This is a genomic window from Bradyrhizobium sp. Pha-3, assembly GCF_042258615.1.
In the GTDB taxonomy this organism is placed as follows: Bacteria; Pseudomonadota; Alphaproteobacteria; order Rhizobiales; family Xanthobacteraceae; genus Bradyrhizobium.
Genome location: NZ_CP170152.1, coordinates 3,886,392 through 3,909,212, shown reverse-complemented (window position 1 = coordinate 3,909,212; position 22,821 = coordinate 3,886,392). Strand labels below are relative to the sequence as shown.

Genomic DNA, 22,821 nt, shown 5'->3' with positions numbered 1-22,821 from the left:
AACCTTTTCCCCCAAGTAAAGCAGCCGGGGCGCAAAGGAAAGGGCACCTTCGGAGGATGAGCGATGCATATTCGCAACCGCAGCAAGACTTCTCCGCCGTTCACAAAATCGCGCGATCGGCGCTGTCGAAAATTGCGGCAGCTCCGGGGCATTGGCAGGGAGCCGCGGGAGTGGTTAGGTCGCGCGCCATGAGCACAGCCCTCTCCCCCCTGCTTGCGCCGATGCTGTCGAGCGCCGCGATGCGCGGGGTGTGCGACGACGCCGCCACCCTGCAAAACATGCTGGATTTCGAGGCCGCGCTGGCCCGCGCCGAGGTGGCCTGCGGCGTGATTCCCGCAGCCAGCGCCGGCCCGATCGCCGCGGCCTGCAAGGCCGAATCATTCGACCTCGCCGCGCTGGCCGATGCCGCGACGCGATCCGGCAATCTGGCGATCCCGCTGGTGAAGGACCTCACCGCCAATGTCGCCAAGGCGGATGCCGAGGCGGCGCGCTACGTGCATTGGGGTGCGACCAGCCAGGACGTCATCGACACCGCGACCATGCTGTCGCTGCGCGCCGGCATCGATGCGCTGCTCGCCGACCTCGACCGCGCCGTTGCGGGCTTTGCCAGGCTTGCCCGTGCCCATCGTGACACCGCAGTGGTGGCGCGGACCTGGCTGCAGCATGCGCTGCCGATGCCGTTCGGCCTCAAGCTTGCCGAATATGCCGCGGCCCTGCATCGCTCCCGCAGGCGCTTGCTGCGCCTGCGCCGTGAGACGCTGGCCGTGCAATTCGGCGGCGCCGCAGGCACGCTCGCCGCGCTCGGCGACAAGGGCCTGGCGGTCGCAGTTCGCCTTGCGACAGAGCTCGACCTGCCCCTGCCCGATGCGCCCTGGCACACCCAGCGCGACCGCATCGCGGAGGCCGCGTCGGTGCTTGCGATCCTCGCCGGCAGCTGCGGCAAGATCGCGCGCGACGTCTCGCTGATGATGCAGACCGATGTCGGTGAAGCCTTCGAGCCCGCCGGCGCCGGCCGCGGCGGCTCCTCAACCATGCCGCACAAGCGCAATCCGGTCGCAGCCGCCAGCGCACTCGGCGCCGCGACCATTGCGCCGAACCTCGCCGCGACGATCTTCGCCGCGCAGGTGCAGGACCATGAGCGCAGCGCCGGCCCGTGGCATGCGGAATGGCCGACACTGCCCGGCCTGATGCTGGTGACTTCGGGCGCACTTGCCGCCATCGTCGATCTCGCCGAAGGCCTCGAGATCGATGCGGCGCGGATGCGTGCCAATCTCGATGCAACTCACGGGTTGATCATGGCGGAAGCCGTCACCTTTGCGCTAGCCGAAAAGATCGGCAAGAGCGACGCCCATCATCTGATCGAGGCCGCCAGCAAGAAAGCGGTCGCGGAGAACAAGCATCTGCGCGACGTGCTGTCGGCGGATGCCAAGGTCACCGCGCATCTCGACACAAAGCGTATCGCGGGACTGTTCGAGCCGATGGCCTATCAGGGCGCCTCGCAGGCGCTGATCGACCGCCTGCTCGCCTCGCTCGACGCGTCCTGAAAATCGGTCGATGCGAAGGCAGATGCCAAACCTTACATCGTAATCAACGCGCAAAAGTGGCTTATGACCGAAGGCATCGATATGCTCATTGAAACACTGAAGCGAGCCGCGTCAGGTGAGAACATTGATGTTCAATACGTTCGAACCATCACGTTCGATCTAAAAGACCGAATTGTCGAAAAGGCCGCCAACACGTCGTGGATGAGGTTGCGCCACTTCGCCGACGACATCGACATACGCTCTAGGGACCCTGACTATGACAAGCAGATGAGGCAGGAGATGGACTGGCGTTGGCGCGAACTGGTCGACCTTTTGGCCGCGCAGCGCTAACCGGAGCAACCGAAGCCTGCTTTATGACAAGGAGTGCAAGATGCCGATGATCAACGCCGACGGATGCCTGCTCAACGTCCAGGTGGATGGCCGTGACGGCGGGCCGACCTTGATGCTGTCGAACTCGCTGGGCTGCACCTTGCAGATGTGGGAGCCGCAGATGCGGGCGCTGACGCAGATGTTCCGCGTCATCCGCTACGATCGTCGCGGCCACGGCAAATCCGGCGTGCCCGCCGGCCCCTACTCGATGGAGCGGTTCGGCCGCGACGTGCTCGCGATCCTCGACGACCTCAACATCGAGAAGGTGCATTGGTGCGGCCTGTCGATGGGCGGCATGGTCGGGCAATGGCTCGGCGCCAATGCCCCCGAGAGATTCGGCAAGATCATCCTCGCCAACACCGCCTGCTACTATCCCGATCCGACCAACTGGCTGAACCGCATCAAGGCCGTGAAGGAAGGCGGCATTGCCGCCGTCGCCGACACCGTGATCGCGGGCTGGCTGACCGCCGACTTCCGCGAACGCGAGCCGGAGACCACGGCACGGATGAAGGCGATGCTGCTGGCCTCTCCCGTCGAGGGCTATCTCGCCTGCTGCGAGGCGCTGTCGACGCTCGACCAGCGCGCGCTGCTACCCAGGATCAAGAGCCCGACCCTGGTGATCGCGGGAAAGCAGGACATGGCAACGCCGGTGTCGGCGGGCGAGATGATCCGGAGCCTCATTCCCGGTGCCAGCATGACGCTGCTCGATGCCGCGCACATCTCCAATGTCGAGCAATCGCACGCCTTCACCGAAGCCGTGGTCGGCTTCCTGACGCAACGGTAATAGCCCTCATTGCGAGCGGAGTACCGCAAGAGCTGCGTAGCCCGGATGCAGCGAAGCGAAATCCGGGACGGGTCTTTGTGGCGGAGGCTGAAGCCCCGGATTGCGCTTCGCTCCATCCGGGCTACGATTTCATGAGGAGACATCCATGGACGACAATCAGCGCCGTGACGACGGCATGACACAGCGCCGCAAGGTGCTTGGCGATGAATGGGTCGACAAGTCGATCAAGAACCGCAACGCGTTCAACACCGACTTCCAGGACCTGATCACGCGCTATGCCTGGGGCGATATCTGGACCCGGCCGCATTTCGATCACCGCACGCGCCGCGTGCTGGTGATCGGCACCATGGTCGCACTCGGCCAGTGGGACGAATTCCGCCTGCATGTGCGCGCAGCGCTCAGCGAAGGCGGCTTCACGCCCGAGGACATCAAGGAGATCCTGCTGCAGCAGGCGATCTATTGCGGCGTGCCCGCGGCCAATCACGCCGTCAAGGAAGCCGGCGCGATCATCGCCGAACTAGGGCTGCTGAAGGGATAGCCCGCCCGCCGGTGCGCCCGTCTCGGCGGCAGGTGCCTTGGCAGTGGACGACTTGGCAGCGGACGACTCGGCGGTTCGCTTCGGCGAGGTCTCGAACAGCATCACGATCGCGGTGCCGAGCAGCATCAGAAGCTCGGCCGCATGCATGCGCAACGCTTCGATCTCGCCGACCTTCGAGGCCATCATCATGCTGGCGAAGCTCAGCACGCTGCCGAGGCAGAGCGCCACCGCCAGCGCCTCGTCGGCGCCGCTGCTGGTCTTGCGCAACGGCGAGAACGCGGCCATCGCGAGGAAGACCCCGAAGAACGCCACCACGGTGATCCGCGCCAGCGCCAGCAGCCATGCCAGCCGCACCGTCGTCATCTTGCCGAGGTGCAGATAGTCGCTGGCATAGAACGCGATCGACACGCTCGGCCGCTCATAGAGGCCGTGGATCGGCGACACCATGATGCTGAAGGCGATGATGGTCCAGACCGGAATGAAATAGGCCGCAAGCAGCGCGCCGTTGAAGGAGCTGATCCGCCAGTTGCTCGACATTGCCGCTTCCCGTTTCTCTCCGGCGCCTTTTGGATCGGCGACGGTTCAGCCTGCGAGGTAACGCCGATCGATTGCCGGCGGCAATTTAAACCCTTTGTTAAGGTTAAGCGCGGTGCGATGGTTCCGGATCGATGCGATCGGGCCCGGCCGGCACCTGCGCCGGCCGAGATGAAGGGGGTAAAATGACCGAAAGAACCCGCGTTTTCGTCGCGACGCCCTGTTTCGGGGGCGACCTGAAGATGGCCTACGTGCTGTCCGCCCTGAAGCTTCAGGCTGTGGCCACTGCCCGGGGCATCGACATCCAGTTCCACCTGATCGGAAACGAATCGCTGATCGTCCGCGCCCGGAACGAACTGGCCCACCAGTTCCTTGTATCCGGCGCCAGCCATCTCCTGTTCATCGATGCCGATATCGGGTTCGAACCCGAGGCCGTCTTCCGGCTGCTGGATTGCGGCGCCGATGTTTCGGCCGCGGCCTACCCGCTCAAGCACATCGATTGGGCAAAGGTGCAGCGGGCTGCGGAGGCCAAGCGGCAAAACCTCGCGTCATCCTCGCTGGATTATGTCGTCACATGGGAGGGCGACCAGGTCACGGCTCGCGGCGATGGCTTCGCCAAGGTCCGATATGCCGGCACCGGCTTCCTGATGATGAAGCGATCCGCCCTCGTCAGGCTGTGCGATGCCCATCCCGAACTCAAATATCGGGCGAACCACAAGAGCAACGACTTGAACACCGGCGACCTGGTTCGCGCCGACCTCGACCGCGTCTCGCTGTTCGAATGCATGATCGACAAGACGACCGGCGAGTATCTGTCCGAAGACTACGCCTTCTGCCGGCGCTGGCTCGACCTCGGCGGAGAGATCTGGCTCGACCTTCGAAGCGAGCTCACGCATTTCGGTTCATACGCCTTCCGCGGCCGCTTCGCCGATCAGTTGGCCTGAACAGAAAGCAGAAACAAATGAGCTAGAGAGGGCTACGCCGTTCGCGAGACCCTCTTGTTGCATCTGCTCAACTGCCCCGAATGAGTGCTGCGGATTGGGCTTGTGGCCCTGCCGGCCGGGATCCTGCTGCTCGCCGGGCTTCTCTGGCCGCCGCGGTTGCTCGGGGAACACGGGTTCCGGCGCGATCATTGCAAGGCGACGAGGTGTCGACCCTGTGACATCGGAACCGCACCCGCCGAAGTAGTTATGTACAAGCCCTTTCTGCTGCTGCCGCGCTGTTGCCGCCGCCGGGGTTCCACTGTTAGAAAATACCACGACGCGACGGATCAGGCTGCCGGGGGCCCTCGGCGCGTCACCCCTCGAGTTACGGCAGCGCATGGATTATTTCGCCCAGCAACTGATCAACGGCCTCGTCCTCGGTTCGATCTATGGCCTGATCGCCATCGGCTACACGATGGTCTACGGCATCGTCGGCATGATCAACTTCGCCCATGGCGACATCTTCATGATCGGCGGCTTCATCGCGCTGATCTCGTTTTTGGTGCTGGTGTCGTTCGGCCTCACCGCGATCCCCCTGATCCTTCTGATCGTGCTGCTGGTCTCGATGGCGATCACCGCGCTCTATGGCTGGACCATCGAGCGCATCGCCTACCGGCCGTTGCGGCATTCGTTCCGCCTCGCGCCGATGCTGTCGGCGATCGGCATGTCGTTCGTGCTGACCAACTTCTCGCAGGTGTCGCAGGGCGCGCGCGTCAAGCCGGTGCCGCCGATCATCACCGGCGGCTACACGTTGCATGAGGGCGCGCAAGGCTTCGCCGTGCAGCTCTCCAACGTCCAGATCATGGTCGTGCTCGCCACCATCGTGGTGCTGGCGCTGTTCACCTGGCTGGTGTCGCGCACCCGGCTCGGGCGCGACATGCGCGCCTGCGAGCAGGACCAGACCATGGCCGCACTGCTCGGCGTCGACGTCGACCGGACCATCTCGATGACCTTCGTGATCGGCGCCGCGCTCGCCGCCGTCGCCGGCATGATGTATCTGCTGTATTACGGCCTGGTCGATTTCTTCATGGGCTTCGTCGCCGGCATCAAGGCGTTCACCGCCGCCGTGCTCGGCGGCATCGGCTCGCTGCCGGGCGCGATGCTCGGCGGGCTTGCGATCGGCCTGATCGAGACGTTCTGGTCGGCCTATTTCTCGGTGGAATACAAGGACGTCGCCGCGTTCTCGATCCTGATCGTGGTGCTGATCTTCATGCCGACCGGCCTGCTTGGCCGTCCCGAAGTCGAAAAAGTCTGACAGGCACTTCGTGAGCGCGACCTCAGCCCGCCCATCGCCCGCCGCGCAGCCCTCGGGCAGCGCCTTCATTCTCAAGAAAGCCCTGATCAGCGCATTGGTCGCGCTGGTGCTGTTCTCGCTGATGATCGGCGTGCGCACCGAAGCCGGACCGCAAGGCGGCCTGATCTACTGGACGCGGTTCGGCGACCTCGCCGCCCTCGTTGGCACGGTGTTCGGCGGCAGCATCATTGTCGAGCTGCTGCGGCAATGGTGGGGACCGGTCGACAAGGACAGCATTGTGCCGAAGCCGGTGCAATCAGCGATCTCGTTCGCCGGACGATGGCTGGCGCCCGCGCTCCTGGTGTTCGCGTTCCTCGTGCCCGTCATCTTCTACAACCAGCGCTACATTCTCGACCTGTCGATCCTGGTCCTGACCTATGTGATGCTTGGGTGGGGCTTGAACGTCGTGGTCGGCCTCGCCGGCCTGCTCGACCTCGGCTATGTCGCGTTCTATGCGGTCGGCGCCTATTCCTACGCGCTGCTCGCGACCAATTTTGGATTGTCGTTCTGGGTCTGCCTGCCGCTCGCCGGCATCCTGGCGGCGTTCTGGGGCGTGCTGCTCGGCTTCCCGGTGCTGCGGCTGCGCGGCGATTATCTGGCGATCGTGACGCTCGCCTTCGGCGAGATCATCCGCCTCGTCATCATCAACTGGCAGAGCCTGACCGGCGGCCCCAACGGCGTCTCGGGAATTCCCCGCCCGACCATGTTCGGCATTCCGCTGACACCGGGCGACGACGGGCTCGCCGCCAAGCTCGGCATCGAGTTCTCGCCGACCCACCGCCTCGTGTTCCTGTTCTATCTGATCCTGGCGATGGCGCTGCTCACCAACTGGGTGACGATCCGGCTGCGGCGGCTGCCGATCGGCCGCGCCTGGGAGGCGCTGCGCGAGGACGAGGTCGCCTGCCGTGCGCTCGGCATCAATACCACGACCACCAAGCTGACGGCGTTCGCGACCGGTGCGATGTTCGGCGGCTTCGCCGGCGCGTTCTTCGCCACGCGGCAGGGCTTCATCAGCCCGGAATCCTTCACCTTCCAGGAATCGGCGCTGGTGCTGGCGATCGTCGTGCTCGGCGGCATGGGCTCGCAGCTTGGCGTCGCGCTTGCCGCGCTCGCCATGATCGGTGGCTTCGAGCTGTTCCGCGGCCTCGATCAATACCGCATGCTGGTGTTCGGCATCGCGATGGTGCTGCTGATGATCTGGCGGCCGCGCGGACTGATCGGCCATCGCGCGCCCACCGTGTTCCTGGAACGCAACCAGGCGATCTCCTCCGACCTCGTCAAGGAGGGCCACGGATGAGCGGCGACCACATCCTCACCGTCGATCGCCTGATGATGCGCTTCGGCGGCATCGTCGCGGTCAACGAGCTCTCCTTCGCGGCCGAGCGGCGCAAGATAACCGCGCTGATCGGGCCGAACGGCGCCGGCAAGACCACCGTCTTCAACTGCATCACCGGCTTCTACCGGCCGAGCGGCGGCGCGATCCGCCTCGCCCATGACGACGGCCGCACCATCCAGCTCGAGCGGCTGAACGATTTCCGCATCTCCAAGCAGGCCAAGGTGGCGCGCACCTTCCAGAACATCCGGCTGTTTCCCGGCATGACCGCGCTGGAAAACCTGATGGTCGCCCAGCATAACGCGCTGATGCGCGCCTCGGGCCTGACCCTGCTCGGCCTGCTCGGCCTGCCGTCCTGGCGCGAGGCCGAAGCGCGCGCCATCGAGCTGGCGCGGACCTGGCTCAAACGCGTCGGCCTGCTCGACCGCGCCGACGACGCCGCGGGCAATCTGCCCTATGGCGACCAGCGCAGGCTCGAGATCGCGCGCGCGATGTGCACAGAACCTGCGCTGCTCTGTCTCGACGAGCCGGCGGCCGGGCTGAACGCACGCGAGAGCGGCGGGCTCAACGAGCTCTTGCTGTCTATCCGCAACGAACAGGGCACCTCGATCCTCTTGATCGAGCATGACATGTCTGTGGTGATGGAGATCTCCGATCACGTCGTGGTCATGGACTACGGCGTCAAGATCGCCGAAGGCACGCCGCAAGCGGTGCGCGACGACCCCAAGGTGATCGCCGCCTATCTCGGCGCCGACGAGGAAGAGGCGATCGCCGTGATGGAGAGCGGCACGTGAGCGCGGCGGCGGCAACCACACCCCTGCTCGCAGTGCGCGGCGTGCGTGCGGCGTATGGCAAGATCGAGGCGCTGAAGGGCGTCGACATCGAGATCAATCGAGGAGAGATCGTCGCCCTGATCGGCGCCAACGGCGCCGGCAAGTCGACGCTGATGATGACGATCTTCGGCCGGCCGCGCGCCCGCGCCGGCCGCATCGAATTCGACGGCCATGACATCACCGGCGTGCCGACCCACGAGATCGCGCGGCTGCGGATCGCGCAATCGCCCGAGGGCCGGCGGATCTTTCCGCGCATGAGCGTCGCCGAAAACCTGCAGATGGGCGCCGACGCCACCGAATGCAGCGACGCCGAACGCGAGGCCGGGCTGGAGCGTGTGTTCGCGCTGTTTCCGCGGCTGAAGGAGCGCGTCGCACAACGCGGCGGCACGCTGTCGGGCGGCGAGCAGCAGATGCTGGCGATCGGCCGCGCCCTGATGAGCCGGCCGCGCCTGTTGATGCTGGACGAGCCTTCGCTCGGCCTCGCGCCGCTGATCGCACGCCAGATCTTCGATGCTATCCGCACGCTGAACCGGCAGGACGGCCTCACCGTGCTGATCGTGGAGCAGAACGCCAACCATGCGCTGAAGCTCGCCCATCGCGGCTATGTCATGGTCAACGGCCTGATCACGCTGGCCGGAACCGGCGCCGAATTGCTGCAGCGCCCGGAAATCCGCGCCGCCTATCTGGAAGGCGGCCGACGCGGCTAGCTCACCCTTGAGCGCCGCCCCTTGCAGCAATGTGTGGCTGATGTGGCGTCGAATTGCCTGAAAATTGCCGGTGACTTCGCCGCGAAATCAGCCGAGAATGCCCGCGGTTTTGGGGCCCGGCGTGCCGGGCCCTTCCGCAAGAGGCAACGACCACGAGGGACGTCTCATGAAATCACTGAAGCTGATCGGCCTGGCACTGGGCGCGTCGTTCGCATTATCGGCGAGCGCGTTCGCGCAAGACATCACCATCGCAGTCGCGGGCCCGATGACGGGCTCCGAATCCGCTTTTGGCCGGCAGATGAAGAACGGCGCCGAGCAGGCAGTCGCCGATATCAACGCCGCCGGCGGCGTGCTCGGCAAGAAGCTCGCGCTGGAAGCCGACGACGATGCCTGCGATCCGAAGCAGGCGCGCTCGATCGCTGAAAAGATCGGCTCCTCGAAGATCCCGTTCGTGGCCGGCCATTTCTGCTCGTCGTCGTCGATCCCGGCCTCCGAGGCCTATGCCGACGCCAGCGTGCTGCAGATCACCCCGGCCTCGACCAACCCGCTGTTCACCGAGCGCAAGCTCTGGAACGTGGCGCGCGTCTGCGGCCGCGATGACCAGCAGGGCCTGGTCGCCGCCGACTACATCATGAAGAACTTCAAGGGCAAGAACGTTGCGATCCTGAACGACAAGACCACCTACGGCAAAGGCCTCGCCGACGAGACCAAGAAGGCGCTGAACAAGGCCGGCTTCCAGGAGAAGATGTTCGAGTCCTACAACAAGGGCGACAAGGACTTCAACTCGATCGTCTCGCGCCTGAAGCGTGACAATATCGATCTGGTCTATGTCGGCGGCTACCATCAGGAAGCCGGCCTGATCCTGCGCCAGATGCGCGACCAGGGCCTGCAGACCGTGCTGATGGCGGGCGACGCCATGAACGACAAGGAGTTCGCCTCGATCACCGGCCCGGCCGCGGAAGGCACGCTGTTCACTTTCGGCCCCGATCCGCGCAACAAGCCGACCGCGAAGGCGATCGTCGAGAAGTTCAAGGCCAAGAACATCGATCCCGAAGGCTACACGCTCTACACCTACGCCGCGATGCAGGTCTGGACACAGGCCGTCGCCAAGGCCGGCACCACCGACGCCAAGAAGGTGATGGACACCATCAAGGCCGGCGACTGGGACACCGTGCTCGGCAAGATGGGCTTCGACGCCAAGGGCGACATCAAGGCGATCGACTACGTCGTCTACAAGTGGGACGCCAAGGGCAACTACACCGAGATCAATCCGAAGGGCTCCTGAGCCTCTCGCATCTGACCTGATCAGAGATACGAAACGCCCCGGTCCGCCGGGGCGTTTTGCTTATCCGCCGCGGCTGCTATACCGGATCGATCGGACAGCAGGCGGACGGACCCATCGTGAAAAACCTTCTCACCGATATTGCCGGCGTCAGCGTCGGCCACGCCGACGACGCAGTGATCGCCTCCGGCGTCACCGCCATCCTGTTCGAGCGGCCGGCGGTGGCCTCGATCGATGTCCGCGGCGGCGGTCCGGGCACCCGCGAGGACGCGCTGCTGTCCCCGCACAATGTCGTCGAGGCGATCGACGCCATCACGCTGTCCGGCGGCTCGGCGCTCGGGCTCGACGCGGCCGGCGGCGTGCAGGCCTGGCTCGCCGAGCGCGGCCGCGGCTTTCGCATCCGCGATGCGGTGATCCCGATCGTGCCGGGCGCGATCTGCTTCGACCTGCTCAACGGCGGCAACAAGGCGTGGGGACGCTTTCCGCCCTATCGCGATCTCGGCTATGCGGCGGCGAATGCCGCCTCCGACGATTTCGAGCTCGGCAGCGTCGGCGCCGGCATGGGCGCGACCACCGCCAACCTCAAGGGCGGCCTCGGCTCGGCGTCGGCTGTGACCGACGACGGCGTCAAGGTCGCAGCGCTCGCGGTGGTCAACGCGGTCGGCAGCGTCACGGTCGGCAGCGGCCCGTGGTTCTGGGCGGCGCCGTTCGAGGTCGACGGTGAATTCGGCGGGCGCGGCCTGCCGCCCGCGTTCACGCCGGACATGCTGAAGATGCGGCTGAAGGGCGGCGCGGACGCCACCGCCGCCGAGAACACCACGCTCGTCGTCGTCGTGACCGATGCGCAGCTGACCAAGCCGCAGGCGAGACGCCTTGCTATGATGGCGCAGACCGGGATGGCGCGCGCGATCTATCCGGTGCACGCCCCGCTCGATGGCGATGTGGTATTTGCCGCCGCGACCGGCGCCAAGCCGGTCGATCCGCTGTTCGGGCTGACCAAGCTCGGCGCGATCGCCGCCAACACAGTGGCGCGCGCCATCGCACGCGGCGTCCATTCAGCCACCGCCCTGCCCTTCCCCGGCGCGCTGCCGAGCTGGCGGGACAGATTCGGTTAGGCGCTGACCGACAGCGACGACGAGGCCTGGGCCGAGATCGCCTGCGACTGGCGCTGGATCAGCTGCTCGATGAAATTGTAGGACGAGGTGGCATTGCTGCCGGCGGAGGACGAGCTCGCGCTGCTGGTGGTGGAAGCCGCCGCCGGCGACGTCATCGACACCTTCGAGCCGTCGGCATAGGTCGTCGTCGTCGTGGTCGAGCCGTCGCTGTTGGTCACCGACGTCGAGGTCGCGCCGTTCAGCGCCTGCATCAGCGGATCGGAGCTCGATCCGCCCGAGCCGCTGCTGGCACCGGATCCGTCAGTCGAGCCGCCGGCCGCGTGGTGATGGTGGCCGCCGCCCTTGTGGCCCTGCAGGGCCTTCGACATCTCGTCGAGGCTGACGCTGCCGTCGCCATTGGTATCGAGCTTGGAGAACACGTCGTCGGCCTGCGCGGTGTTGGTGCCGCCGGCGCCGAGCGCCTTCTCGAATTCCGCCTTGGTGATCTGGCCGTTGCCGTCGGCGTCGATCTGCGAGAACAGGTCCTTCAGCGCATCCGACCGGCTGGTTGGGGTCGCACTGGTCGAAGCCGTGGTCTGCGACTGGCTCTGCGCGTCGAGCAGCGCGCTCATGGTCTGCGGCGAAATCTGCGGGGTGCTGCCGCCCGATCCGGCGCTGGTGCTGCTGCTGGTCGACGTCGAGCTGCTGGTCGCGGCCGAGAACAGCCCGGTCGACTGATTTCCCTGCGTGGAGCTGCCGGTCTGTGTCGTCGACTTCGACGACATCAGCGAGCTCAAGAGATCGATGGCGGATGACGCAGCGCCAATGGCAAATAACATGGCAATACTCCAACAAGGCCGCGCCTGGCGGCGCAAACGCTTGGCAAAGGCGCAGCAAGCGGCGTGCCATGGCAAAAACCCAATAAAACCAGGCCTTGGCGCATCGATGCGGGTTCCGCGCACCCGGCAAGAGCTGCCGCCGGCGGCAGAATTTTCCGGCTCCGCCGTGCCGTCCGCTCGCATTGCCCGCCACGCGTCCGCGTGTTAGGCGGGATCACCCGTCGCCCCCTGAAGTCTTCCGGAACAGCTGACATGACTCAGTCATTCACCCCGCGTCCCCTCGTCATCGCTCCGTCGATCCTGGCGTCGGATTTCTCAAAACTCGGCGAGGAGGTCCGCGCCGTCGACCAGGCCGGCGCCGACTGGATCCATCTCGACGTGATGGACGGACATTTTGTGCCGAACATCTCCTACGGTCCCGACGTCATCAAGGCGATGCGGCCGCACACCAAGAAGATCTTCGACGCCCATCTGATGATCTCGCCCTGCGACCCCTATCTCGAGGCGTTCGCCAAGGCGGGCTGCGACCACATCACGGTGCATGCCGAGGCCGGCCCGCATTTGCATCGCTCGCTGCAGGCGATCCGCGCGCTCGGCAAGAAGGCCGGCGTCTCGCTCAATCCGGCAACGCCGGCGAGCGCGATCGAATATGTGCTCGACCTGATCGACCTCGTGCTTGTGATGTCGGTCAATCCCGGCTTCGGCGGCCAGGCTTTCATCCGCTCGGCGATCGGCAAGATCTCTGACGTCAGGGCGATGGTCGCGGGCCGGCCGATCGACATCGAGGTCGATGGCGGCGTCGCGCCCGATGTCGCGGGCCAGCTCGCCGCCGCCGGCGCCAACGCCTTTGTCGCAGGATCTGCCGTCTTCAAGGGCGGCACCGTCGAGGCCTACAAGACCAACATCGCCGCGATCCGCCATGCGGCCGCCGGGGCGCGTGGCGAAGCGATCTGATCGGCTGCGGCCGCGACTTCACTTCACCTCTCCCCATCGGGGAGAGGTCGGATTGCGCCTGGCGATGCGAAGCATCGTCCAGTGCAATCCGGGTGAGGGCTCTTGTTCTCTCGATAGACCGTAACCCCTCACCCGATTTGCTGCGCAAATCGACCTCTCCCAAGGGAGAGGTAAACTTTCGATGCCGTTCCAGCTCAGCCTAATCGCAACACGATTAGAACAAGGCGGGCGGCCTGACCGCGGTATTCTCCGCCGGGTCCGCCGCGCCATCGCCCTCATCAGCGTCCGTCGCAGGCATCAGCCGCGACGGCCGCACCACGGTCACCGTGCACGGCGCTTCGCCGGCGACCTTGGCGGACACGCTGCCGAGCAGCGCGCGCCGCATCGAGTTCTGCCGCGCGCCGACGATGATGTGGTCGACCAGATTGACCGCAGCGAATTCCAGGATGGCGGCGGCGGGATCGATCGCCTCCAGCACATGCACGGTCAGCCGCCCCTCCGCGAGCCTGAACGGCCGCGCCCAATGCTGGAGCGCCACCAGGCGGTCGACATGCTTGTTCTGGCCCTGCTCGTCATGGGTACGGTCGATCGCCAGGCGATTGAGCTTCAGCACGTTGACGCAGGCGAGCCGCGCCGACGGCGACGTCGACAGCACCTGCTCGGCGGTGACGCGGATGATCTCGTTCAGCGCTTCGGCCTCTTCGCCGAGATCGAGCGCGACGGCAACGATCGGGCTCGATGCGAGCTGCGCTGCGACATCAGACTTCGGCTGCGGCGGCACCGCGCCGAGATTGAAGCGGCGGCGCCAGACCGTGCCGAGCGGATCGCGGTTCTGCCGCTGCGCCCGCGCCGTCAGCTTGACCTGCTCGGGGTGGCCGAGATCGAACGCAAGCTGCGCCGCGGTCGGATAGCGCGCCGCCGGATCGATCTCCAGGCAGCGCAGCACGATCTCCTGCAGCCAAAGCGGATAGTCGGGCTTCAGCTTGCGCGGCGGAACGGGATCGCGCCACAGCCGCCGGCGCATGCCGCGCAGGGTCTCGGTCTCGCCGAACGGGCGGACGCCGGTGGTAAAGAAATAGAGCAGCACGCCGAGCGAAAACAGGTCGCTGCGCGGATCGTCGCGCACGCCGAGCAGGCGCTCCGGCGCCATGTAGGGCGCAGTGCCGTAAGGCAGCCGGAACTCCTCCTGCAACAGGTCGGGCAGATGCTGGTGATGCGAGAGACCGAAATCGATCAGCACTGCCTCGCCGCGCTCGCGGAACATGATGCTGCTCGGCTTGATGTCGTGATGGATGACGTTCTGCCGGTGCAGGCTGGCGAGCGCGGTCGCGACCTTGCCGCCGATCACCCTCACCTCCTCATACGGCAGCGGCAGCGCGTCGAGCCGCTTGTAGAGCGTCTGCCCGGGGATGCGCTCCATCACCACATAGGCCTGGCGCTCGAAATCGCCGGTGCCGAAGCAGGTCGGCACGTGCGGCCCCGACAGCCGCGGCAAGATCATCTGCTCCATCTCGAAGCTGACGATCGCGGCCGGATCCTCGCCCTCCGAGGTGAGCGGCACCTTCATCAAAAGCGGCACGGTGATGCCGGGATGGGTGACGCTCCACAGCGTCGCCATGCCGCCGCGGTGCACGCGCTCGCCGATGGTGAAGCCATCGATCTCGGCGCCCGCCTGCATCGTCAGCGCCGCCATGTCAGTCACCTGCCGATCGGCAGGCGGTCGGCGAGCCAGAGCGGCAGGCCGTTGGCCTTGATCCGCGCCGCGGCGGTCGCGACGTCGTAGGGCACGCGATGATAGGTGATCTCGCGGCTTGTGGTGTCGAACATCGCAAACGATGCGGCGGGATCGCCGTCGCGCGGCTGGCCGACCGAGCCGAGCACGGCGAGCCAGCGCCGGCCGGTCAGCAACTGCACCGCAACACCCGCGGTCGGAACGAAGCTCGTCATCTTCGCGGTCGAGGACATCGAGTAGAGGCCGGGACGATGGATGTGGCCGCAGAAGGTGATCTGCAATTCGGTTGCCATCATGCTGCGCGCGGCATCCGAGGTGTCGCGGACGTAGCGCCACTTCGCAGGGTCGGACGCCTCGGAATGCACATAGAGCCGGTAGTCCTCTTCCCGCAACATCGGAAGCTCGGCGAGGAACTGCTTCTGCTCGCCGCTGAGCCGGCCGCGGGTCCAGTCGATCGCGGCCTGCGCGTCGGCATTCATGCTGTCGCTCGGCACGCCGATCGCATTGTCATGATTGCCGCGCACCGCGACCGCGCCCTTCGCGACGAGGTCCATCACCGTATCGACGGCCCATTCCGGATCGGCGCCGTAGCCGACGATATCGCCGAGGCAGATCAGCCGCTCGGCGCCGCGCGCGCGCGCGACGTCCAGGCAGGCCGCGAAGGCCTGCCGGTTGGCATGAATATCGGCAAAGAGCGCGAGCCGCATCGTGGTCCGTGGTGCTGATCCGTACCCGATATCAAGCACACGCGGCCCCGGGCTCGCAATCGGGCCAAAGGCATCAGCTGGTCAGAGGATGTTGGAAGAAAGGTCGATTAGTGCTTGCACACCCGCACGCCCCGCAGCAGCAGGGCGATCAGGGCGTCGATCCGCGACGGGCATTCCGGCTTGGCCCATTCCTCGGCATGCGCCGGGTGATGGTAGCGGACGGTTGCGTCGAATACGGCCCGCGCGGTCGCCTTCACATCGTCGACCTCGAACACGCCCTGCGCGACACCGTCGGACAGGATCTTCGCGATCAGATCGACCTGCTTGTCCTTGTAGGCCTCCACCACCTCACGGGCGCCCTGCGCCAGCGCGAGGTAGGTCGCGAACATCTCGGGATCGTCGCAGACCTTCTTCTGCTTGATCGTGAAGGCGGTGCGCAGCCATTTCTCCAGCCGTTCCGGCGCAGGGCCATCGCTTGCCGCGAGCTTGCACAGCGGCTCGTTGGCGCGGTCGAGCCAGCGTTTGGCGACCGCGTCACGGAGCGAGGCTTTGCTGGGGAAATGGCGGTACACGCTGCCGTGGCTGACATCCAGCGCACGGGCAACGTCGACAACGGTGGCCTTGGCGAGCCCGAAGCGCCTCAAAACATCCTCGGTTGCTTCGAGGATCCGCTCCGGAGTCAAAACCACCGCCTCGTTCATGCGTTTACCGTCTGGTTATCGCCGTCCTGCCCGCGGGTGAACTTGGCTGCCTGGGCTGCCAAATGGCGGGCGACGCGAAGATTGAGCCACTGTTGAATCTGGGCGGTCAATTGAAAGATTTCTATCGTCATGGAGGTAGTCCTTCGAGGTAGTCAAATTAAGTACGGCTCCCCCGGCCAAACGCCGGAACAGCCACTGGGCGCCCTCCTCCCTTGGGCTGGTTAGTATATACACCATCCCGATGACAGATTTCAATATCTGTCAGACAATATTTTGTGAAATGATAGCCGGACCCCGGGCGGGCTCCGCCCCGGCGTTTGGCTTATGGGCGCTACACCGTTCCGTGAGCAGCCGGGCGATCCGGCGGTCCGTGCATATGTCCCCCTTAGGGCTACCCGGGAGAGGCTTCCATGGACCGGCCGATGACCTTCAAGGAGATCGTAAAGATCACCGCGGGCGCGGTGATCTCGCTCGTCATCGTCGGGTGGCTGATGGTTCTCGCGATCGCGTTCCTGACAGTGCTCTGAGGCCGACTCAGAGCACCGGAATCGAAAGGGGCCGCTTCACGCAGCGGCCCCTTTGCCGGGAAAATGGCTTCGGGATGAAATCTAGCCCCGGTTAGGAACAGATTACACCGGGCTGACCATTGGCGGGATTCCGGATGACTACTGTCCACCCGGCTGACCGATTATTGGCGATCCCTATTTTTATGCCATCCGCGCGTTGGTGCGCATCCTGCTATTGCTGCTCGTCCTTGGGCGGCATCCGGGGCGGTGGCAGCGGCGTGAAGACCGATCCTTGCGCGCCTGCCGGCGGCGGCACGAAGGTGCCGGTCGTGGAATCGCCGCCGGTGGTCTCCAGGATTGTCTTCGGCGTGATGTACTCCCTGACGAAATCCATGATGGTGCCGTCGCCGCCGCCGAAATCCGCTGCCCGTCCGCCCTGCGGATGCCCGGCCTTGATCTCGTTGTCGGCGGTGTGGGTCTGCTCGGCCAACGCGTCGCTGTAGGGAATCCGGAAGGCGCGCGGCACGGCGCTCGGCCGGTTGTCCTCGTCGAGCTCCTCGACCCAGAGATAGATCGAGCCCGGATCGCCCTCCAGCGAATGCGGCTCCACGATCCGCGTCGACAGCAGCTTGAAATTCGCCGGCAGCTTTTCCGCGGAGGCCCAGCCGAGCAGGCCGCGCATCCCACCGAAGCTGACGAAATAGAACGCGCTTGTGACGACGATGACGACAGCCTTCAACGACCAGTGCAGGCGCGCATAGACCAGCACGATCAGCAGCAGCGCGCCGACCATCGCGTAGGCCACCGCAAGCGTGAAAATGACTGACTGCAGACTAATCACGGCGCATCCTCACCCCGGTCTTCGGGTCGAGATCGGCGCCGTTGGCGTGGACGTTGCGGAACGTCTCCAGCAGCGATTTCGGCCGCCGGTCGACGTTGATCACCTTGCCCTCGGCGTCGAGGCGAAACCTGACCGCGGTCTTCTCGTCGCCGGTGTGGTTGACGGTCAGCTTGTCGTCGAAGATCACCTGCGCCGTCGGATTGAGCTTCTGCACCTTCACATTCGCCTGCACCGGCTCACCGGTCGTCGCCTGGAAATGCGAGACGTTGACGGTGTATTCGCCGGCGACGAAGCCGCGCAGGGTGACGATCTCCTCGCGGATCGGCGATGCGATCTTCTTGCCGTTGACCACGATGAAGTCGTTGGCGCCGCCGCGATCGTCGCGATCGAGCGTCAGGAAGCCGGCCTCGCGATGCCGGTACCAGGCGATGTTGCCGGCCGGGTCCTGCACGAACAGGTCGAGATCATCGGGATGGTTGTCCGGCCAGTCCATCGTGATGATGAACTCCGCCTTGGATTCGATCTTGCCTTCCTTGGAATCCGGCGACACCGAAAGCAGCGCGAGGAAGAACAGGAAGGCGATCACCTGCAGCGCCTTGAACAGCATCACGCCGAGCGGATCAAACGGCTCCTCGCGCGGATAGAGCCCGAACTCATCCATCATGGCAGCGTTCCAAGGGGCGTACCAAGGCGGCGTTCCAGGGCCGGTGTGACGTGCGTCTCGGTCAGCACGACGGCATCGGAAAACACCCGCTGGGTCGCGGAATCCAGCATGTAGTACTGGATCCGGACCAGGACCGATCCGATCAGCCCGGCCAGCGTCGTGTACATCGCGACCGCCATGCCGTCGCTCATCAGGCCCATCGACGATTTCATCGCCACCTTGTCGGCGGCATCGAGCGAGGCGATCGGCGCCAGCATGATGATGAAGCCGATGATGGTGCCGAGCAGGCCGAGTTTCATCAGCGTATCGGAGACGAAGGCGCCAAACCCGTTAGACCCGCGCAGGCGGTCGGCCAGCGTCCGCAGCAGCAGGGTCTGGTCGATGCGGCCTTTGGCTTGCGCATCGGCCTTCTGCACCAGGCTCTTGATGTGATCGGTGACGAGGCCGCCCGGCAGGCCGCGCGCATCCGATGCCAGCGCTTTGGCACCATCGGGCGCGGCGAGGATGGCGCGGCAGCCGCGCGCGACCTCCCCTTCCCGCGCAATCGCCCGCGTCCGCCAGAAGCAATGGATGCAGGTGACGATGTAGAGAACGGCGATGATGCTGGAAATGTAGGTGCGATCGGAATTGACCATGAGGCGGATCAGCCCGTAGCGCCACAGCAGGAAGGCGGCGAACACCGAAAGGCCGGTGAAGATCATCCAGAGCAGCAGCACGCTGCGCTCCGCCGCATCCGTGCCGGCCGATGCGGCGGCGCCGACCTTGGCATTCATGCTGCTTGATCTCCCTGTGACGATTGTTCCATGAGGCTCCGCAAGGGCCTCGCCTCCCGTTAGAGCAGAGCCGGCGTGCGCCGTCCAAAGACATCTGCCCAAGTTTCGTCGGGCAAATTTCCCGACCTGCATCGCTGGGCATGCTTGCACTTGCCGGGAACGGGGTTGCTGTTACGCTTCGCCCCTCATTCTGGATCATGCTCCGGCTGTGGAGTGATCGCATGCGCCTCGTGCTTCAACTGGTCGCCCGCCTGCTCGTCATCGTCGCGCTGTGCCTCGGCGCGGCCACCGTCTGGGCCACGATCGATGCCTATCGCAGCGTCGATCGCGCCACATCGGCTTCCGCCGAGCGGGTCTCGCAGGCGCTCGAAGCATTGTACTGGCGCGAATTGCTGCTGCGCAGCAACCGGATGCGCGAACAACTGCTGCCGGCGCCGGACTGGCGCACCATCGAAACCATGGGACTGATCGCGCCGGGGATCTGCGTGCAGTTCGAACCAGCCGGCGCCTTCGAGAAGCCGCTCTGCGGCCAGAGCAAGGGGATCGGCAAGGCGCCGCCGCGCTGGTTCGCGGCAACGGTGCAATCGGTGCTCGGCGATCACGCCACCGTCGAGCGGCCGATCAGCGCCCGCGCCGCGACCGCGGGAACCGTCCGCGCCATCTCCGATCCGGAGGCCGCGATCGCGCTTGCCTGGCAGCACATCCTGGACAACATCCATGTCGCGCTCCTGATGGCGCTGGCCATCGCGCTGCTCGCCTCGCTCGCGATCGCGCACACGCTGGCGCCCGCCCACTCGATCGTGTCGGCGCTGCGGCGCATGGCCGACGGCGAGTACCGCACGCCGCTGCCGCGCGTCCGCTCGATGGATCTCGCGATGATCGGACGCGCCGTCGGCGATCTCGGCGACCGCCTCGCGCGGGCCGAGGAGGAGCGCACGATGCTGACGCGGCGGCTGCTCGAAATCCGCAGCGACGAACGCCGCGCGCTGGCCCGCGAGCTGCACGACGAGTTCGGTCAGAATCTCACCGCGATCCTCGCCTTCGCCACCACGATCGAGGCAAGCGCCGGGGACAAATACGCCGCCGGCACCGAGATTGCCCAGGATGCACGGATGATCTCGCAGGCCACGCGCCGCATCATCGCCTGCCTGCGCGATACGCTGAACCGCCTGCGCCATCCGCCGGCCGAGGAGCTCGGGCTCGAGGCAAGCCTGGTCAATCTGGTCGACAGCTGCCGATCGCGTACCACGCAGCCGATGATCCAGCTCGATCTGCAGGGCGATCTCGCCGACATCAGCGGCACGGTCGCCGCGACTGCCTATCGCATCGCGCAGGAGTGCCTGACCAATGCGCTGCGCCACAGCGCCGCGCGCGAGATCGTGCTGCGGATCGAGCGGCGCACCGGAGCCGAGAACGCGCTGCTGGTGCGGGTCGAGGACGATGGCGGCGGCGACGCGGTCAAGGTGGCGCAGTCGGCGGGCTTCGGTCTCACCGGTGTCAGCGAGCGCGTCGCAGCGCTCGGCGGTTCGCTGTCGATCGCGCGGGCCAGCCGCGGCCTCTCCGTCGCCGCCACGATTCCGCTTGCTGCCTGAGATGACGACCGCGAAGACGATAGCCGCAAAGACTCGCGGCATCTCGATCCTCCTGGTCGACGATCATCCCGTCGTTCGCCAGGGCTACCGGCGCGTGCTGGAACATCAGGACGATTTCAGCGTGGTCGCCGAGGCCGACAACGCCGCCAATGCCTACCGCGCCTTCAAGTCGCACCAACCCGATGTGGTGGTGATGGACATTTCGATGCCCGGCGCGAGCGGACTGGAAGCGATCCGCAACATCCGCGCGCGCGATGCCGACGCCCGCGTCCTGGTGTTCAGCATGCACAGCGAGGCCGCCCAAGTGAAGGCGGCGTTCGGCGCCGGCGCCAGCGGCTTCGTCACCAAGGGCAGCGAGCCGGCCGAGCTGATCGCCGCGATCCGCCGGGTGGCGCGCGGCGAGCATGCGATGAGCGACGACGTCGCCCGGGTGCTCGCGCTGGAGAGCCTGGTGCCGTCCAAATCGGCGCTCGACCAGCTCGGCGAGCGGGAGATCGAGATTCTCCGGCAGTTCGCGGCAGGCCACACCAAGGAACAGATCGCTGTAAACCTCAACCTCAGCACCAAGACCGTGCAGAACTACCACTATCTGATCAAGGCCAAGACCGGCATGCGGACCGATGCCCAGCTGGTCCGCCTGGCCGTCGAATGCGGGCTGGCGAATTTGTAGCCGCCTTGGAGCCCGGGTGAGCGCAGCGACACCCGGCACCGGCGGCAAGTCTCCGAATCTAGCTTGCGCTCGTCCGGGCTACGGCCGCCGCGCCGGCTATTTTGGCCGGTTTTCCGCACTATATTCCGCTGTGAGCGGGCCCACCCTGCTCGATTCGGAGTACGCAATGATCCCCCGTTATACCCGCCCGGAAATGGCCTCCATCTGGGAGCCACAGACGCGTTTCAGGATCTGGTTCGAAATCGAGGCACATGCCGCCGACGCGCTGGCCGAGCTCGGCGTGATCTCCAGGGAAGCCGCGAAGACGATCTGGGCCAAGGGCAAGGATGCCACCTTCGACGTCGCGCGGATCGACGAGATCGAGCGTGAGACCAAGCACGACGTCATCGCCTTCCTGACCCATCTCGCCGAGATCGTCGGTCCCGAGGCGCGCTTCGTGCATCAGGGCATGACCTCCTCCGACGTGCTCGACACCTGCCTCAACGTCCAGCTCAAGCGCGCCGCCGACCTCCTGATCGCCGATCTCGACCGGGTGCTGGCGGCGCTGAAGACGCGCGCCTTCGAGCACAAGATGACGCCGACCATCGGCCGCTCCCACGGCATCCATGCCGAGCCGGTTACCTTCGGCCTCAAGCTCGCCTATGCCCATGCCGAGTTCGCGCGCGCCCGCGCCCGCCTGGTCGCCGCGCGCGACGAGATCTCGACCTGCGCGATCTCCGGCGCGGTCGGCACCTTCGCCCAGATCGACCCGCGGGTCGAAGAGCACGTCGCGAAGGCGATGGGCCTGCGGCCGGAACCGGTCTCGACGCAGGTGATCCCGCGCGACCGCCACGCAATGTATTTCGCCACCCTCGGCGTGATCGCCGCCTCGGTCGAGCGGCTCGCGGTGGAAGTGCGCCATTTGCAGCGCACCGAGGTGCTGGAAGCGGAGGAGTTCTTCTCCGAGGGCCAGAAGGGCTCGTCGGCAATGCCGCACAAGCGCAATCCGGTGCTATCGGAGAACCTCTCCGGCCTGTCGCGCATGGTGCGCGCCTATGTGACGCCGGCGCTGGAGAATGTCGTGCTGTGGCATGAGCGCGACATCTCGCACTCCTCGGCCGAGCGTATGATGGCCCCCGACGCCACCGTCACGCTCGACTTTGCACTGGTCCGGCTCGCCGGCCTGATCGAGAAGCTGCTGGTCTATCCGCAGAACATGCAGAAGAACCTCGACCGGCTCGGCGGCCTCGTGCATTCGCAGCGCGTGCTGATCGCGCTGACCCAGAAGGGCGCCAGCCGCGAGGACGCCTACAAATTCGTGCAGCGCAACGCGATGCCGGTCTGGCGCGGCGAAGGCGACTTCCAGACGCTACTGAAGCAGGACCCGGACGTGAAAAAGTACATGACGGACGCCGAGATCGAGGAGAAGTTCGACCTCGGCTATCACCTCAAGCACGTCGACACGATCTTCAAGCGGGTGTTCGGCGAAGCGTGAACACTCTGTAGCCCGGATGCAGCGCAAGCGAAATCCGGGGATCTTGCCGCCGGGTACAGACCCCGGATTGCGC

The 22,821-nt window shown here is 65.9% G+C and carries 24 protein-coding genes; 15 read left to right on the top strand and 9 right to left on the bottom strand.

The window, feature by feature from the left end:
- The first annotated feature begins 188 nt into the window (after positions 1-188).
- The 4 genes from ACE10Z_RS18350 to ACE10Z_RS18335 all read left to right on the top strand — a co-directional run bounded on the left by ACE10Z_RS18350 (position 189) and on the right by ACE10Z_RS18335 (position 3,235).
- The gene (locus ACE10Z_RS18350) at positions 189-1,544 is read left to right on the top strand and encodes a 3-carboxy-cis,cis-muconate cycloisomerase (protein ID WP_375789167.1); all 1,356 of its coding nucleotides are present in this window, start codon (positions 189-191) and stop codon (positions 1,542-1,544) included.
- A 63-nt stretch (positions 1,545-1,607) separates the two neighbouring features.
- Positions 1,608-1,874 (top strand): hypothetical protein, encoded by a 267-nt coding sequence (locus ACE10Z_RS18345; RefSeq protein WP_375789166.1) that lies wholly within the window; start codon positions 1,608-1,610, stop codon positions 1,872-1,874.
- Positions 1,875-1,914: 40 nt separating this feature from the next.
- A complete protein-coding gene (pcaD, locus tag ACE10Z_RS18340; RefSeq protein ID WP_375789165.1) occupies positions 1,915-2,697 on the top strand; it encodes a 3-oxoadipate enol-lactonase in 783 nt (260 codons plus the stop codon).
- A 145-nt stretch (positions 2,698-2,842) separates the two neighbouring features.
- Positions 2,843-3,235: a carboxymuconolactone decarboxylase family protein gene (locus ACE10Z_RS18335; RefSeq protein ID WP_375789164.1), complete on the top strand. Its 393-nt coding sequence runs from the start codon at positions 2,843-2,845 to the stop codon at positions 3,233-3,235.
- On the opposite strand, the gene ACE10Z_RS18330 is transcribed toward ACE10Z_RS18335, so the two are convergent.
- Positions 3,215-3,772 (bottom strand): hypothetical protein, encoded by a 558-nt coding sequence (locus ACE10Z_RS18330; RefSeq protein WP_375789163.1) that lies wholly within the window; start codon positions 3,770-3,772, stop codon positions 3,215-3,217. The two genes, ACE10Z_RS18335 and ACE10Z_RS18330, sit on opposite strands and share 21 nt — an antisense overlap.
- A gap of 182 nt (positions 3,773-3,954) precedes the next feature.
- On the opposite strand from ACE10Z_RS18330, the gene ACE10Z_RS18325 reads away from it, so the two are divergent.
- The 7 genes from ACE10Z_RS18325 (at position 3,955) to ACE10Z_RS18295 (ending at position 11,316) form a co-directional block, all read left to right on the top strand.
- Complete coding sequence (locus ACE10Z_RS18325; protein ID WP_375789162.1) at positions 3,955-4,713, top strand: hypothetical protein; 759 nt, start codon at positions 3,955-3,957, stop codon at positions 4,711-4,713.
- 376 nt (positions 4,714-5,089) lie between these two features.
- Complete coding sequence (locus tag ACE10Z_RS18320; RefSeq protein WP_375789161.1) at positions 5,090-6,007, top strand: branched-chain amino acid ABC transporter permease LivH; 918 nt, start codon at positions 5,090-5,092, stop codon at positions 6,005-6,007.
- A gap of 10 nt (positions 6,008-6,017) precedes the next feature.
- Positions 6,018-7,343 carry a high-affinity branched-chain amino acid ABC transporter permease LivM gene (livM, locus tag ACE10Z_RS18315; protein WP_375789160.1) on the top strand — a complete coding sequence of 442 codons (1,326 nt, stop codon included), beginning with the start codon at positions 6,018-6,020 and terminating at the stop codon, positions 7,341-7,343.
- Complete coding sequence (locus tag ACE10Z_RS18310) at positions 7,340-8,173, top strand: ABC transporter ATP-binding protein (RefSeq protein ID WP_375789159.1); 834 nt, start codon at positions 7,340-7,342, stop codon at positions 8,171-8,173. Before livM ends, ACE10Z_RS18310 begins: the two co-directional genes overlap by 4 nt.
- Positions 8,170-8,919 carry an ABC transporter ATP-binding protein gene (locus ACE10Z_RS18305; RefSeq protein ID WP_375789158.1) on the top strand — a complete coding sequence of 250 codons (750 nt, stop codon included), beginning with the start codon at positions 8,170-8,172 and terminating at the stop codon, positions 8,917-8,919. The genes ACE10Z_RS18310 and ACE10Z_RS18305 overlap by 4 nt, the downstream gene beginning before the upstream one ends.
- Before the next feature lie 166 nt (positions 8,920-9,085).
- The gene (locus ACE10Z_RS18300) at positions 9,086-10,204 is read left to right on the top strand and encodes a branched-chain amino acid ABC transporter substrate-binding protein (protein ID WP_375789157.1); all 1,119 of its coding nucleotides are present in this window, start codon (positions 9,086-9,088) and stop codon (positions 10,202-10,204) included.
- 116 nt (positions 10,205-10,320) lie between these two features.
- The gene (locus ACE10Z_RS18295) at positions 10,321-11,316 is read left to right on the top strand and encodes a P1 family peptidase (RefSeq protein WP_375789156.1); all 996 of its coding nucleotides are present in this window, start codon (positions 10,321-10,323) and stop codon (positions 11,314-11,316) included.
- Here the strand turns inward: ACE10Z_RS18295 and ACE10Z_RS18290 are convergent.
- A complete protein-coding gene (locus tag ACE10Z_RS18290) occupies positions 11,313-12,134 on the bottom strand; it encodes an EF-hand domain-containing protein (RefSeq protein ID WP_375789155.1) in 822 nt (273 codons plus the stop codon). The two genes, ACE10Z_RS18295 and ACE10Z_RS18290, sit on opposite strands and share 4 nt — an antisense overlap.
- Before the next feature lie 252 nt (positions 12,135-12,386).
- On the opposite strand from ACE10Z_RS18290, the gene rpe reads away from it, so the two are divergent.
- The gene (rpe, locus tag ACE10Z_RS18285; RefSeq protein WP_375789154.1) at positions 12,387-13,088 is read left to right on the top strand and encodes a ribulose-phosphate 3-epimerase; all 702 of its coding nucleotides are present in this window, start codon (positions 12,387-12,389) and stop codon (positions 13,086-13,088) included.
- 214 nt (positions 13,089-13,302) lie between these two features.
- Here the strand turns inward: rpe and ACE10Z_RS18280 are convergent, their stop codons facing one another.
- The 7 genes from ACE10Z_RS18280 to ACE10Z_RS18250 all read right to left on the bottom strand — a co-directional run bounded on the left by ACE10Z_RS18280 (position 13,303) and on the right by ACE10Z_RS18250 (position 19,012).
- The gene (locus tag ACE10Z_RS18280) at positions 13,303-14,781 is read right to left on the bottom strand and encodes a serine/threonine protein kinase (RefSeq protein WP_375789153.1); all 1,479 of its coding nucleotides are present in this window, start codon (positions 14,779-14,781) and stop codon (positions 13,303-13,305) included.
- A gap of 5 nt (positions 14,782-14,786) precedes the next feature.
- Positions 14,787-15,527: a metallophosphoesterase family protein gene (locus ACE10Z_RS18275; RefSeq protein ID WP_375789865.1), complete on the bottom strand. Its 741-nt coding sequence runs from the start codon at positions 15,525-15,527 to the stop codon at positions 14,787-14,789.
- A 107-nt stretch (positions 15,528-15,634) separates the two neighbouring features.
- On the bottom strand, positions 15,635-16,228 hold the full coding sequence (locus ACE10Z_RS18270; RefSeq protein ID WP_298374879.1) for a TetR family transcriptional regulator: 594 nt from the start codon (positions 16,226-16,228) through the stop codon (positions 15,635-15,637).
- A complete protein-coding gene (locus ACE10Z_RS18265; protein WP_279705295.1) occupies positions 16,225-16,359 on the bottom strand; it encodes a hypothetical protein in 135 nt (44 codons plus the stop codon). Before ACE10Z_RS18265 ends, ACE10Z_RS18270 begins: the two co-directional genes overlap by 4 nt.
- 607 nt (positions 16,360-16,966) lie before the next feature.
- A complete protein-coding gene (locus ACE10Z_RS18260) occupies positions 16,967-17,575 on the bottom strand; it encodes a hypothetical protein (protein WP_375789152.1) in 609 nt (202 codons plus the stop codon).
- Positions 17,568-18,239, bottom strand: coding sequence for a hypothetical protein (locus tag ACE10Z_RS18255; protein ID WP_375789151.1), 672 nt, complete (start codon positions 18,237-18,239; stop codon positions 17,568-17,570). The genes ACE10Z_RS18260 and ACE10Z_RS18255 overlap by 8 nt, the downstream gene beginning before the upstream one ends.
- Entirely contained in the window at positions 18,236-19,012 is a 777-nt protein-coding gene (locus ACE10Z_RS18250) for a MotA/TolQ/ExbB proton channel family protein (RefSeq protein WP_375789150.1), read from the bottom strand. The genes ACE10Z_RS18255 and ACE10Z_RS18250 overlap by 4 nt, the downstream gene beginning before the upstream one ends.
- Before the next feature lie 221 nt (positions 19,013-19,233).
- Between ACE10Z_RS18250 and ACE10Z_RS18245 the strand changes: the two genes are divergently transcribed.
- The 3 genes from ACE10Z_RS18245 (at position 19,234) to purB (ending at position 22,748) form a co-directional block, all read left to right on the top strand.
- Positions 19,234-20,604, top strand: coding sequence for a sensor histidine kinase (locus ACE10Z_RS18245; RefSeq protein ID WP_375789149.1), 1,371 nt, complete (start codon positions 19,234-19,236; stop codon positions 20,602-20,604).
- Between the two features lies 1 nt (position 20,605).
- Entirely contained in the window at positions 20,606-21,274 is a 669-nt protein-coding gene (locus ACE10Z_RS18240) for a response regulator (protein ID WP_375789148.1), read from the top strand.
- 166 nt (positions 21,275-21,440) lie between these two features.
- Entirely contained in the window at positions 21,441-22,748 is a 1,308-nt protein-coding gene (gene purB, locus ACE10Z_RS18235; protein ID WP_375789147.1) for an adenylosuccinate lyase, read from the top strand.
- The last annotated feature ends 73 nt before the right edge of the window (positions 22,749-22,821 follow it).